This window comes from Rhodobacter maritimus (assembly GCF_058747975.1).
In genome coordinates this window covers 1620342-1634435 of record NZ_CM179095.1, presented here as the reverse complement: position 1 = coordinate 1634435, position 14094 = coordinate 1620342, and the positions used below count along the sequence as shown (strand labels likewise).

8 protein-coding genes are annotated in these 14094 nt (G+C 66.2%); 7 read left to right on the top strand and 1 reads right to left on the bottom strand.

What is annotated here, in order from left to right; all coding sequences use genetic code 11:
* Nucleotides 1-100 precede the first annotated feature (100 nt).
* Nucleotides 101-1144, top strand: a complete 1044-nt coding sequence (locus AC4PTO_RS08275; protein WP_492733265.1) for an ATP-binding protein — start codon at nucleotides 101-103, stop codon at nucleotides 1142-1144.
* Here AC4PTO_RS08275 and AC4PTO_RS08270 read toward each other — a convergent pair.
* Entirely contained in the window at nucleotides 1141-2742 is a 1602-nt protein-coding gene (locus tag AC4PTO_RS08270) for an alpha-amylase family glycosyl hydrolase (RefSeq protein ID WP_492733263.1), read from the bottom strand. The genes AC4PTO_RS08275 and AC4PTO_RS08270 overlap by 4 nt on opposite strands.
* A 201-nt stretch (nucleotides 2743-2943) precedes the next feature.
* Between AC4PTO_RS08270 and AC4PTO_RS08265 the strand changes: the two genes are divergently transcribed.
* The 6 genes from AC4PTO_RS08265 to AC4PTO_RS08240 are packed head-to-tail and all read left to right on the top strand — an operon-like array spanning nucleotide 2944 to nucleotide 13849.
* The gene (locus AC4PTO_RS08265) at nucleotides 2944-5274 is read left to right on the top strand and encodes a glycogen/starch/alpha-glucan phosphorylase (RefSeq protein ID WP_492733576.1); all 2331 of its coding nucleotides are present in this window, start codon (nucleotides 2944-2946) and stop codon (nucleotides 5272-5274) included.
* Between the two features lie 10 nt (nucleotides 5275-5284).
* Nucleotides 5285-7459 (top strand): 1,4-alpha-glucan branching protein GlgB, encoded by a 2175-nt coding sequence (glgB, locus tag AC4PTO_RS08260; RefSeq protein WP_492733261.1) that lies wholly within the window; start codon nucleotides 5285-5287, stop codon nucleotides 7457-7459.
* Nucleotides 7456-8730: a glucose-1-phosphate adenylyltransferase gene (gene glgC / locus AC4PTO_RS08255; RefSeq protein ID WP_492733259.1), complete on the top strand. Its 1275-nt coding sequence runs from the start codon at nucleotides 7456-7458 to the stop codon at nucleotides 8728-8730. Before glgB ends, glgC begins: the two co-directional genes overlap by 4 nt.
* Before the next feature lie 27 nt (nucleotides 8731-8757).
* Nucleotides 8758-10203, top strand: a complete 1446-nt coding sequence (glgA, locus tag AC4PTO_RS08250) for a glycogen synthase GlgA (RefSeq protein ID WP_492733257.1) — start codon at nucleotides 8758-8760, stop codon at nucleotides 10201-10203.
* Complete coding sequence (gene glgX, locus AC4PTO_RS08245) at nucleotides 10200-12227, top strand: glycogen debranching protein GlgX (protein ID WP_492733255.1); 2028 nt, start codon at nucleotides 10200-10202, stop codon at nucleotides 12225-12227. The genes glgA and glgX overlap by 4 nt, the downstream gene beginning before the upstream one ends.
* Nucleotides 12224-13849 (top strand): alpha-D-glucose phosphate-specific phosphoglucomutase, encoded by a 1626-nt coding sequence (locus AC4PTO_RS08240; protein WP_492733254.1) that lies wholly within the window; start codon nucleotides 12224-12226, stop codon nucleotides 13847-13849. The genes glgX and AC4PTO_RS08240 overlap by 4 nt, the downstream gene beginning before the upstream one ends.
* Nucleotides 13850-14094: the final 245 nt, after the last annotated feature.

The following is a 14094-nucleotide window of genomic DNA, read 5'->3' as shown; positions in this document are numbered from 1 at the left end:
CATCTCAACACACTCAAGCACAAATATACTGCCAGTTTACTTAGTGTCCAATATGGGCAATTCTTTGACCTATTCGATCCGCACTTCATGAAGGTTGTGTATGCCCCTCGAAAATCTTGAGATTATCCTGAACGCGGTGCCCATGCCCGTCCTGCTGGTCGCGCGTGAGGAGCGGATTGCGCTTGCCAATACACGCGCCGAGGCGCTGTTCGGTGAGGGGCTGGCGGGGCGCGCACTTGTCACGGTGCTGCGCCAGCCCGCGCTTGGCGAGGCGCTCGAGGTTGTGCTGCGAAATGGCGGGGCCGAGCGGGTGCGGCTGCGCACGAGCGGCCCGCAAGAGGCGATCTACCAGGTCTCGGTCACTGCGCTGCCCGATCCGCTGATTTCGAATGGCGGAGCGATGCTGGCCTTCGAGGATGTCACGGCCCTTGAGGACGCCGAGGCGATGCGGCGCGATTTCGTGGCGAATGTCAGCCACGAGTTGCGCACCCCCCTGACCGCCGTGATGGGGTTTGTCGAAACCCTGCGCGGGGCGGCGCGCGACGATCCGGCGGCGCGCGACCGCTTCCTGTCGATCATGGAGCGCGAAGCCAGCCGCATGAACCGCCTTGTCGGCGATCTTCTGTCGCTCAGCCGCGTCGAGGCCGAGGCCCGCCGGCGCCCGGCCGAGAAGGTCGATCTGTCGGCCGTGGTCGCGGGTGCGATGCAACTGTTGAAATCCGAGGCCGAGGCGCGCGGCGTCGCGTTGATCCGCGCGGGCGAAAGCGGCCCGGCCCATGTTCCGGGCGACCCCGACCAGTTGACGCAGGTCTTCACCAACCTGATCGAGAACGCCATGAAATACGGCGGCTCGGGGGGCGAAGTGCGCATCGAGATCGCCCCCGTCGCGCATGAGCCGGTGCTGCGCGGCGCCGCGATCAGGGTCGATGTGATCGACAAGGGCGAGGGGATCGAGGCGATGCACCTGCCGCGCCTGACCGAGCGTTTCTACCGCGTCGACAGCCACCGCTCGCGCGAGCAGGGCGGCACGGGGCTGGGGCTGGCCATCGTCAAGCACATCATCGCCCGCCATCGCGGCCGGCTGCGCATCGAAAGCGAGAAGGGCAAGGGCAGCCGCTTCAGTGTGATCCTGCCGGTGGCCTAATCCGGCCCGGCGGCAAGCCAGATGCAGCCGTTCGGACCCAGCTCCAGCATGTCGCCTTCGACCGTGGCGGCCAAGACCGGCCCCACGGCCCGGCCCGGCGGCGCCTTGATCCGCACCGGCGCGCCCGAAAGGTTGAAGACCGCCGTGACCGCCCCGGCGCTTTCGCCGCGCACGAATCCCAGAACCGGGGCGGGCAGGTCCAGGAACCGCGTCCGGCCGGTCCGCAGGGCCGGTGTCGCGCGGCGAAAGGCCAGCATCCGGCGATAGTGATGCAGCGGCGCCTGCGGGTCGGCCTCTTGCAGCGAAAGCGCGCGCGCGGCCTGCGGCGGCTTGACCGGAAGCCAGGGCCGCGCGGCGGTGGTAAAGCCGCCATGCGGCCCGTCATCCCAGACCATCGGCGTGCGGCAGCCGTCGCGGCCCTTGTTCTCGGGCCAGAAACGCAGGCCGGGCGGGTCGGTCAGTTCGTGATAGTCCAGCCCGGTCTCGGTCTGGCCCAGCTCTTCGCCCTGATAAAGGCCGATCGTGCCCTCGAAACTGGCCAGAAGCGAGATCGCCTGCCGCGCCACCGCATCGGGCGCGCCATAGTCCTGCCAGCGGCTGACATGGCGCATCACGTCATGGTTCGAGAACGCCCAGCTTGGCCAGCCATCCGGCGCGGCGGCAAAGAAGGCCTCAATGCAGGTGCGGAAATGCGCGGGCGTATAATCGGGGCCCAGCATGTCGAAGCTGTAGGCCATGTGCAGCCGCCCGGTTCCGGCGGTATATTCCGCCATCAGCCGCAGCGCCTTGCCCGGATCGTCGCCGACCTCGCCGATCAGGCAGCGGCCCTCGTAACGCTCGGTCAGGGCGCGGATCCTCTTCAGGAAATCAATGTTTTGCGGGCGGCTCTTGTCATGGACATGGTCCTGCATGTCGTAGGTATTGAGCGGCGGCCACCGGGCCCCGTGCGGCAGGGCGGGCGGATTGTCGGCCAGCCCCGGATCGTGCATGTAGTAATTCACCGTATCAAGGCGAAAGCCGTCCACGCCACGATCGAGCCAGAAGCGCAGGATGTTCAGCATCGCCTCCTGCACCTTGGGGTTGGTCAGGTTCAGGTCGGGCTGCGCGGGCAGGAAATTGTGCAGGTAGTATTGCCGCCGCCCGGCATCCCATTCCCAGGCCGGCCCGCCAAAGACCGACATCCAGTTGTTGGGCGGGCTGCCATCGGGGCGCGGATCGGCCCAGACATACCAGTCGGCTTTGCCGCCGCGCCTGCGGCTGTCCTGAAACCACGGATGGCGGTCCGAACTGTGGCTGATCACCTGATCGAGGATGACCCTCAGCCCCAGATCATGCGCGCGTGCCAGAAGCGCGTCGAAATCCGCCAATGTGCCGAAGCGCGGGTCGATATCGCAATATTCCGCCACGTCATAGCCCATGTCGGCCATGGGTGAGGGAAAGACCGGAGAGATCCAGATCGCATCCGCCCCCAGACCGGCCACATGATCGAGCCTGCGCGCAATGCCGCGCAGATCGCCCAGACCGTCCCCGTCATCGTCCTGAAAACTGCGCGGATAGATCTGGTAGATCACCGCGCCGCGCCACCATTCCCGCCCCATCTGCCGCCTTTCCAAGCATGCCCTGCGCGAATGGTATCGCTTTGCGCGAAAGTCGCAATCACTTGACGGGCGCGCGCTTGACGCGGGCAGGGCATGCGGCCATCAAAAGGCATTGCTACAGGAAGGCCTTGCGTGAAAGATCTGATTGCCCCGACCCCCGCAACCCTGCGCGCCGACGTGTTACGCCACCTGACCTATTCTATGGGCAAGGACCCGGAGCATGCCGCGCTTTATGACTGGCGCATGGCGCTGTCCTTCGCGCTGCGCGACCGGATCGTGGAGCCGTGGTTCGAGGCGACGCGCCTTGTCTGGGAACAGCGCCGCAAGCGCGTCTATTACCTGTCGATGGAATTCCTGATCGGCCGGCTTCTGGAAGATGCCGCGATCAATCTGGGCATGCACGATGTCGCCGAAGAGGCGATGGCGGGGCTTGGCGTCGATTTCCGCGCCCTGGTCGAGGATGAACCCGACGCCGCCCTTGGCAATGGCGGGCTTGGACGGCTGGCGGCATGCTATATGGAAAGCATGGCCACGCTTGGCTGCCCCGGCTACGGCTATGGCATCCGTTACGAACACGGCCTGTTCCGCCAGCGGTTCGAGGGCGGGCGGCAGGTTGAAAGCCCCGAGGACTGGCTTTCGCAGCGCCACCCGTGGGAGTTCGAGCGCCCCGAAGCCGCCTATGAGATCGGCTTCAAGGGCACGGTCGAGACCGACGCGCAGGGCCGCGCCCGCTGGCGCCCGGCCGAGACCGTCCTGGCCGAGGCCTATGACATGCCGGTCATCGGATGGGCCGGGCGTTGGGCCAATACGCTGCGGCTCTGGACGGCCAAGCCCACCACGCTTTTCGATCTGGAGCGGTTCAACCACGGCGACTATGCCGCCGCCGCCGCGCCCGAGGCGCTTGCCCGCACGCTCAGCCGCGTGCTTTACCCCGACGACACCACCTATCAGGGCAAGGAGCTGCGGCTGAAGCAGGAATATTTCCTGACGGCCGCCGCGCTCCATGACATCCTGCGCCGCCATCTGGCGGCGGGCCTGCCGCTTACCGGTCTGGCCGATCACGTCGCAATCCAGATGAACGACACGCATCCCGCGATCGCCGGGCCGGAACTGGTGCGGGTGCTGGTCGACATCCATGGCATGAACTTCGCGCAAACCATTGAGATTACGCAGAACTGCCTGGGTTACACCAACCACACGCTGCTGCCCGAGGCGCTGGAGAAATGGCCGACCTACCTGTTCGGCTCGGTCCTGCCACGGCATATGCAGATCATCGAAAAGATCGACGCCTGGCACCTTGCGGCGCATCCCGCGCGCCCCGCCCATATCGGCATCGTGAAGCATAACGAGGTGCGCATGGGCGAGCTGGCCTTCATCACCGCGCATCGCGTGAACGGGGTCTCGGCGCTGCATACAGACCTGGTGAAGCGCACCCTTTTTCCCGAGCTTGACGCGTTGCATCCCGGCCGGATCATCAACGAAACCAATGGGATAACGCCGCGTCGCTGGCTGCGCATGGCCAATCCGGCGCTTTCGACGCTGATCACCGACACGATCGGTCCGGGCTGGGAGGCCGACCTTGACCGCCTGCAAGACCTTGAACCCCATGCCGGGGATGCCGCGTTCCGCGCCGAATTCGCCCGCGCCAAGCGCACCAACAAGGTGGCGCTTTCGGACTGGATCGGGCGCGTGCAGGGGATTTCGGTCGATCCCGACGCGATTTTCGACGTGCAGGTCAAGCGCATCCACGAATACAAGCGCCAGCTTCTCAATATCCTGCAAACCATCGCGGCCTGGCACGAGATCCGTGAAACCCCCAATGCCGAACATGTGCCGCGCGTCAAGATCTTTGGCGGTAAGGCCGCGCCGGGCTATCATGCGGCAAAGGAAATCATACGCCTTATCAATGATGTGGCGCGCGTTGTTAACAATGATCCAAAGGTGCGGGGTTTTCTGCGCGTGGTCTATCCCGAGAATTACAACGTCTCGATGGCCGAGCGCCTGATCCCCGCCGCGGACCTCTCCGAGCAGATCTCGACCGCCGGGCAGGAGGCGTCGGGAACGGGCAACATGAAACTGTCGCTGAACGGCGCGCTGACGATCGGCACGCTGGACGGCGCGAATGTGGAAATCCGCGAGCGGGTGGGGCCCGAGAACTTCTTCCTCTTCGGGCTGAGCGCCGACGAGGTCGTGGCCGCGCGGCGCGACCCGCAGCATGCGCGCCACGCCATCATGCAAAGCCAGCCGCTTCAGGACGTGCTTCAGATGATCGCCGAGGGCCGCTTCAGCCCCGACGAACCCGAGCGTTATCATGGCCTTGTGCATAACATGTGGCATTCGGACCATTACCTCGTCGCCTCGGATTTCACCGCCTATCAGGAGGCGCAGCGCGCCGTCGATGCGGCCTATCTTGCGCGCGACAGATGGTGGCATATGGCCGCGCTGAATACCGCGCGCATGGGATTCTTTTCCTCCGACCGGGCGATCCGTGGTTACATGAAGGACATATGGGGCACGGATTCGGCCCTGTGAAAGGGAAGCGATGCCGGGGATTGATCCGAAGGTCTTGCGCGACCTGGCCGAGGGCCGGACGGACGATCCCTTTGCCGTTCTCGGCCCGCATGACGGGCGGATCGTGGCCTTCGTGCCCGATGCCGCGCGGCTTTGGGCCAGGGGCGCGCAAGAGGTTGCGCTGACGCCGCTGGCCGAAGGGGTTTTCGCGGGTGACTGGCCCGGCGGCCCTTACCGGCTGCGCGCCGAAGGGGCCGCGGGGCAATGGGAGTTCGACGATCCCTATCGCTTCGGCCCCGTCCTGGGCGAGATCGACGAATACCTGATCGGAGAGGGCGCGCATCACCGGCTCTGGCAGGCGCTTGGCGCCCATCCGATCCGCCACGAGGGCGTGGCGGGCGTGCATTTCGCGGTCTGGGCGCCCAATGCCCGCCGGGTCTCGGTCGTGGGGGGCTTCAACAACTGGGACGGGCGGCGCCACCCGATGCGGCGGCGCGGCGCAACCGGCGTGTGGGAGATTTTCCTGCCCGGTCTCGGCCCCACCGAGGCCTATAAATACGAGATCCTCGGCCCCGACGGGCGGCCCTTGCCGCTCAAGGCCGATCCGGTCGGGTTCGGGGCCGAACACCCGCCCGCCACGGCCTCGGTCGTGCGGCAACTGGGCCTGCATGACTGGCGCGATGCCGAATGGATGCAAAGCCGCGCCACGGCGCAGGACAGCACGGCGCCGGTGTCGATCTACGAGGTGCATCTTGGATCGTGGCGGCGCGTGGACTCCGAGGGCGGGCGGCCGCTTTCCTACTTTGAGTTGTCATCGCAACTTGTTGATTATGTGCATGATCTTGGGTTTACCCATATCGAGATCCTGCCCATCTCGGAACATCCGTTCGACGGAAGCTGGGGCTATCAGCCGGTGGGCCTTTTTGCCCCCACGATCCGCCATGGCCGCCCCGAGGAATTCGCGGCCCTTGTCGACGCCGCCCATGCGCGCGGGATCGGCGTGATCCTGGACTGGGTGCCCGGCCATTTTCCCACCGATCCGCACGGTCTTGCACGGTTCGACGGCACCGCGCTTTACGAACATGCCGATCCGAAAGAGGGCTTTCACCGCGACTGGAACACGCTGATCTACAATTACGGGCGGCGCGAGGTGGCGAATTTCCTTCTGGCCAATGCGCTGTTCTGGCTTGAGGAATATCACCTCGACGGGCTGCGCGTGGATGCCGTGGCCTCGATGCTTTACCGCGATTATTCGCGGCCCCGCGGCGAGTGGGTTCCCAACATTCACGGCGGCCGGGAAAACCTTGAAGCGATTGAGTTTTTGCGAAACGTCAACAAGGTTGCCTATGGCGCGCATCCCGGGATCATGACGGTGGCCGAGGAAAGCACCGCCTTTCCCGGCGTGTCGCATCCGGTGCATGCGGGCGGGCTTGGCTTCGGCTACAAGTGGAACATGGGCTGGATGAATGACTGGCTGGGCTATTTCGCCCGCGATCCGGTCCATCGCCGCCATCACCATAACGAGATTACCTTCGCCAGTTCCTATGCTTACACGGAGAACTTCATCCTTCCCGTCAGCCATGACGAGGTGGTGCACGGCAAGGGCTCGATGCTGGGCAAGATGCCGGGTGCGGGGGGCGCGAAATTCGCCAATCTGCGCGCCTTCTATGCGCTGATGTGGGCGCATCCGGGCAAGAAGCTTCTGTTCATGGGGCAGGAATTCGCCCAGGGCGGCGAATGGGCGCAGGCCGGTGCGCTGGACTGGGGGCAGGCGGACCTGCCCGAACATGCGGGCATGCGCCGCCTGATCGGCGATCTGAACCGCCTTTATTGCGGCAATCCGGCGCTGCACTGGGGCGATTGCCGCCCCGAGGGGTTCGCCTGGATCGAGGCCGACGATGCCGCCCGCTCGGTCTATGTGTTCGAGCGCCGGGCGCCGGGCGTGCCCCCGGTCGTGGTGGCCGCGAACCTGACCCCGGTCGAGCGCAGGATGCGCATCGGTCTGCCCGAAACCGGCGACTGGCATGAAGTTCTCAACACCGATTCCGCCCATTACGCCGGACAGAACCGGGGCAATATGGGGGCGATCCGCGCCAAGGCGCAGCCCTGGATGGGGCGCGCGCAGAGCGCCGAGCTTTACCTGCCACCGCTTTCGGTGGTGATGTTCGTGCCGGGCGACGGCACCGGGAACGGAGGGACGACATGAAACCGCAGCGCAGCGCGCGCCTGTCGGCGCAGGCCATGGCATTCGTTCTGGCGGGGGGGCGCGGCTCGCGCCTGAAGGAACTGACGGACCGGCGCGCCAAGCCGGCCGTCTATTTCGGCGGCAAGACGCGGATCATCGACTTCGCCCTGTCCAACGCGCTCAACTCCGGCATCCGCAAGATGGCGATCGCCACGCAATACAAGGCCCATTCGCTGATCCGGCACATGCAGCGCGGCTGGAACTTTTTCCGGGCCGAGCGCAACGAATATCTTGACATCCTGCCCGCCAGCCAGCGGGTGGACGAAAGCAAATGGTATCTTGGAACCGCCGATGCCGTCACGCAAAACATAGATATCGTCGATAGTTACGGGGTGAAGTACGTCATCATCCTGGCGGGCGACCACGTCTACAAGATGGATTACGAGATCATGCTGCGCCAGCATGCCGACACCGGCGCCGATGTCACCATCGGCTGCCTGACCGTGCCGCGCGCCGAGGCCTCGGCCTTTGGCGTGATGGCAGTGGACAGGGGCGGGCGCATCACCGAATTCCTGGAAAAGCCCGCCGATCCGCCGGGCCTGCCCGGCGATCCGGCACATTCGCTGGCCTCGATGGGGATCTATGTCTTCGACTGGGCCTTCCTGCGCGATCTGCTGCTGCGCGACGCGCAGGACCCCAATTCCAGCCATGATTTCGGCAATGACCTGATCCCCGAGATCGTGCGGAACGGCAAGGCCATGGCGCATCGCTTTTCCGAAAGCTGCGTGACAAGCGGCCTGGAGACCGAGCCCTACTGGCGCGACGTGGGCACGATCGACGCCTTCTGGCAGGCCAATATCGACCTGACCGATTTCACGCCGAAGCTTGATCTTTACGACAATGCCTGGCCGATCTGGACCTATGCCGAGCTGGTCCCGCCCGCAAAATTCATCCATGACGAGGAGGCGCGGCGCGGCTCGGCAGTGTCCTCGCTCGTGGCGGGGGATTGCATCGTCTCGGGCTCAGAGGTGCGCAACTCGCTGCTGTTCACGGGCTGCCGGGCGCATAGCTGGTCCAGCCTCGATCATGTGGTGGCCTTGCCCTATGTCGATATCGGCCGCAAGGCGCAGCTTGCGCGTTGCGTGATCGACCGGGGCGTGCAGATCCCCGCGGGCCTTGTGGTGGGCGAAGACCCAAAGGAAGATGCCAGGTGGTTTCGCCGCAGCAGCGGCGGTATCGTGCTGATAACGCAGGACATGCTTGACCGGCGCGCGGCCGCGGGGCAGGGCTGAACAAGGCGAAAACGGGATGGGCGGGCCATGGCGGATCTGAAGGGACGGGTGCTTTCGGTCACCTCCGAGGCGGTGCCGCTGGTCAAGACCGGCGGGCTGGCCGATGTGTGCGGCGCGCTGCCCGGCGCGCTTGCCGCGCAGGGGTGGCAGATGCGCACCCTGCTGCCGGCCTATCCGGGCCTTGCCGAAAAGCTGCGGGCGCCGAAAGAGATCTGGGCAGAGAGCGATCTTTTCGGCGGGCCGGGCCGGGTTCTGGCGGGGCAGGCCGCGGGCGGGATGGCCGTCATGCTTCTGGACGCGCCGCATCTGTTCGACCGCGCGGGCGGGCCCTATGCCGACGCGCGCGGCGATTACGGCGACAACCCCGAGCGTTTCGCCGCCCTCTGCTGGGCCGCCGCCGCGATTGCCGCGGGCGGGGCGCGCGACGGCTGGCGCCCCGATCTTCTGCATGCCCATGACTGGCAGGCCGGCCTTGCGCCCGCCTATCTGTGCCAGCAGGGCATCCCCGTGCCAAGCGTGATGACGATCCACAACATCGCCTTCCAGGGCCATGCCGGCGCCGACCGGATCGGCAGCCTGCGCCTCCCGCGTGAAGGGTTCCACCGTGACGGATTCGAATACTGGGGCAATATCTCGACGCTGAAGGCGGGGCTGGTTTCGGCCGATGCGGTGACCACTGTCAGCCCACGCTATGCCGAAGAGCTGATGCGCCCCGAATTCGGCCTTGGGCTGGAAGGGGTGATCCAGTCGCGCGCGGGCGATCTGCACGGCATCCTCAACGGGATCGACGATCAGGTCTGGAACCCCGAGACCGACCTCGAGCTTGCGCCCTATTCCGCCCGCGCCCTTGGCCGCAAACAGGAAAACCGCGCCCGGCTGATGCAGGAATTCGGCGTGTCCGGGGCAGGGCCGTTGGTCATCCTCGTTTCGCGGCTGACGGCGCAGAAGGGCATCGACCTTGTGCCCGAGGCGATCGCGCCGCTTCTGGCCGCCGAGGGCACGCTGTGCATCCTTGGGTCGGGCGAGCCATGGGCCGAAGAGATGGTTCGGGATCTTGCCGCGCGCCATCCCGGCCGCGTGGGCCTGCGCCTGGGCTATGACGAGGGGCTGAGCCACCGCATGTTTGGGGGGGGCGACGCGGTCCTCGTGCCCTCGCGCTTCGAGCCCTGCGGCCTGACCCAGCTTTACGGGCTGCGCTATGGCTGCCTGCCGGTCGTGGCGGCCACCGGGGGGTTGGCCGATACGGTGATCGGCGCGACCCCGGCCAGCCTTGGCGCGGACGCGGCAACGGGCATCGTCTTTCACCCGGTCGACGCGCTTGCCCTGCGCCAGGCCCTGCGCCGCCTGACCGAGCTTTTCGCCCGGCCGAAGCTCTGGGCCGCGATGCAGCGCCGCGCGATGAAGGCGGATCTGGGCTGGGGGGCGTCGGCGGCGCGTTACGGCGCGCTGTATGAAAGCCTGCTGGCGCGATGAACTGGCAGATCGACCCTGGATCGGCCGCCCGGCTGGGCGCGCGGCCTTGCGACGGTGGCGTGAATTTCGCGCTATTCTCGGCCCATGCCGAACGGGTGGAGCTGTGCCTTTTTACCGAAACCGGCGAGGTGCGGCTAGTGCTGCCGGAACGCTCGGGCGACATCTGGCACGGGTTCGTGCCGGGGCTGGGGGCGGGGGGGCAGTATGGCTATCGCGTGTCGGGGCCCTGGGCGCCCGAGCTTGGCCACCGCTTCAACCCCGCCAAGCTGCTGGTCGATCCCTGCGCCACCGCGCTCAGTGCCCCGCTTCGCTGGCACCCCGAGATGCAGGGCGGCAGCGGCATGGCGCGGCCTGACCGGCGCGACAGTGCCGCCGTTGTGCCCAAGGGCATCGTCGAGGCCGAGACCGCCCCGCAGTGGCAGCGCCCCGCGCATCGCTGGTGCGACAGCGTGATCTATGAGGCGCATCCGAAGGGCCTGAGCATGACCCATCCCGACGTGCCACCTGACATGCGCGGCACATGGGCGGGGCTGGCCAGCGATCCGGTTCTGGCCCATCTGAACCGCCTTGGCATCACCGCGATCGAGCTTTTGCCCGTGCAGGCCTTCTTCGACGACCGCTTCCTTGTCGAGAAGGGCCTGCGCAACTACTGGGGCTATCAGCCGATCGGCTTTTTCGCGCCCGAGCCGCGCTACGGCACGCCCGAGGCCTTCCGCGCCATGGTGCGCCGCTTTCACGCGGCCGGGATCGAGGTGATCCTCGATGTCGTCTTCAACCACTCCGGAGAGGGCGACGGCCACGGCCCGACCCTGTCGCTGCGCGGGATCGACAATGCCAGCTATTACCGGCTGGCCGAGGGCGGGCGCAGCTATGTCAACGATACGGGCACGGGAAACACGCTGAACCTTGCCCATCCGGCGGTGCTGCGCATGGTGATGGATTGCCTGCGCCACTGGGTCTTGCGGATGGGGGTGGACGGGTTCCGCTTCGATCTGGCCGCAACGCTTGGCCGCAGCGATGCCGGAGATTTCTCGGGCCGTGCGGCCTTTCTGTCGGCGCTGTGCCAGGACCCGGTCCTGGCCGGGGTGAAGCTGATCGCCGAGCCCTGGGATATCGGTCCCGGCGGCTATCGTCTGGGGGGATTTCCGCATCCTTTCGCGGAATGGAACGACCGCTTCCGCGACGGCACGCGCCGCTTCTGGCGCGGCGATGCGGGCCAGATGCCCGAGCTGGCCCGCCGCATCGCGGGCAGCGCCGAGACCTTCGACCATTCCGGCCGGCCCGCCACGGCCTCGGTCAATTTCATCGCGGCGCATGACGGCTTCACCCTTCAGGATATTGTTTCCTTTGACAAAAAGCGAAACGAGGCGAATGGAGAGGGCAACCGCGACGGCCATGACGCGAACTTCTCCGAGGCGCTGGAAAATCCCGCCGCCCGCGCTGCCCGCAAACGCGCGATGCTGGCCACGCTGATGCTGTCGCAGGGGGTGCCGATGCTTCTGGCGGGCGATGAGTTCGGCAATTCGCAGGGCGGCAACAACAATGCCTATGCCCAGGACAATGCCACCGGCTGGCTCGACTGGCGCGCGCCCGATGCCGCGCTGATCGCGTTCACGGCGCGGCTGATCGCGCTGCGGCGTGCGCATCCGGTGCTGCGCCAGACGCGCTTCCTGCATTCGAGGATCCGGGCGCAGGACGGCATGCGCGATCTGATCTGGCGCCTGCCCTCGGGCGCAGAGCCCCGCGTGCAGGACTGGCACGACCCCGCCGCGCTGTGCCTGTGCGCCGAGATCCGTGGCGCCGCCGAGGGCCCGCCCGGCCTTGCCGCGCATCGCGCGGTCTTCGTCATCCTCAACGCAGGCGGTGCGGCGGATGTGTGCCTGCCCGAAGGCCGCTGGCGGCAACTGCTGGACAGCGCCCGCCCCGACGCGGCAGAACGGGACCAGACCGGCCCCGTGACGCGCGTCGCACCGCAATCGGTTCAGGTATTCACCCGCGCGACGGGTATTCAGGAGATGTCATGAGTATCGAGAAGACTACCCCCTTCGACGACCAGAAGCCCGGCACCTCGGGCCTGCGCAAGAAAACCGCGATCTTCATGCAGCCGCGCTACCTTGAGAATTTCGTCCAGGCCACGTTCGACGCGATCGGCGGGGCTGCGGGCAAGACCTTCGTTCTGGGCGGCGACGGGCGCTATTTCGGGGCCGAGGCCGCGCAGATCATCCTGAAGATGGCCGCCGCCAACGGTGCCGCGCGGGTGATCGTGGGGCAGGGCGCGTGGCTCTCGACTCCGGCGGCCTCGCATCTGATCCGGCTGCGCGGGGCGGATGGCGGGATCATCCTGTCGGCCTCACACAATCCCGGCGGCCCGGACGAGGATTTCGGCGTGAAATACAACACCGCCAATGGCGGGCCCGCGCCCGAATCCGTGACCGAGGCGATCTTTGCCCGCACCACCACGATCGACACCTATCGCATCCTGACCGCGCCCGACGTGAACCTGTCCATGCCCGGCGAAAGCCATCTGGGCACCATGGCGGTCGAGGTCGTGGACCCGGTTCTGGCCTATGCGGACCTGATGGAAACCATATTCGATTTCAAAGCGTTGCGCGGGCTTTTTCACGCAGGTTTCACGATGCGCATGGACAGCATGTGTGCCATCACCGGCCCCTATGCGACCGAGATCCTGGAAAATCGCCTCGGGGCGGCGCCCGGCACCGTGGCCCATGGCCAGCCGCTTCCGGATTTCGGCGGCATGCATCCCGATCCGAACCCGACCTGGGCGCATGAGCTGATGGCGGAAATGATGGGCCCGGAGGCGCCCGATTTCGGCGCCGCCTCGGACGGGGACGGCGATCGCAACATGATCCTGGGGCAGGGCATCTATGTCAGCCCCTCGGACAGCCTTGCGGTGATCGCGGCGAATGCGCATCTGGTGCCCGGCTATGCCCGCGGGCTGAAGGGGGTTGCGCGTTCCATGCCGACATCGGCCGCGGTGGACCGGGTGGCGCAGGCGCTTGGCCTCGATTGCTACGAGACGCCGACGGGCTGGAAATTCTTTGGAAATCTGATGGATGCGGGCCGTGTTTCCCTTTGTGGCGAGGAATCCTTTGGCACCGGATCGGACCATGTGCGCGAAAAGGACGGGCTTTGGGCCGTGCTGATGTGGCTCAATATCATTGCCGCGCGCGGGCAGGGCGTGGCCGAGATCATGGCCGATCACTGGGCGCGGTTCGGGCGCAACTACTATTCCCGCCACGATTACGAGGCGCTTGCTGTCGACACCGCAACCGCCATGCTGAAGGACCTGCGCGACCGGCTGGACCGTTTGCCCGGCACGCAGGTCGGCGCGCTGCGCATCGCGGCCGCAGATGAGTTCGCCTATACCGATCCGGTCGACGGGGCGGTCTCGCGCAATCAGGGGTTCCGCATCCTGTTCGAGGGCGGCAGCCGCGTGGTGCTGCGCTTGTCCGGCACCGGAACCGAGGGCGCGACGCTGCGCGTCTATCTGGAACATTTCGTAGCCGGTCCAGAGGGGCTCGACCTCGATCCGCAGCAGGCGCTGTCACCGATCATCACGGCCTGCGAAGAGATCGTGGGCATCCGCGCGCGCAGCGGCCGCAAGGGGCCGGATGTCGTGACCTGACTGTTATCGAGCGGTAGGTCGGGGTATTCCAATGGCATTTCAAAGTCTCATAATCGGTATTATGTAAATAAAAGTTATATCCAGAGAGCGTAGAATACCCATCGGATCGCCTCACAACACGTTAAAGCAGCGTATGGTGCCTTTAAAACGGTATTCAGAAGCGGCTTTCGACAAACGGATATTACGATGAAAATTACTACACCAGGCACAACACGCGGCAAACTTTCAGCCGTCCCTTCGAATTT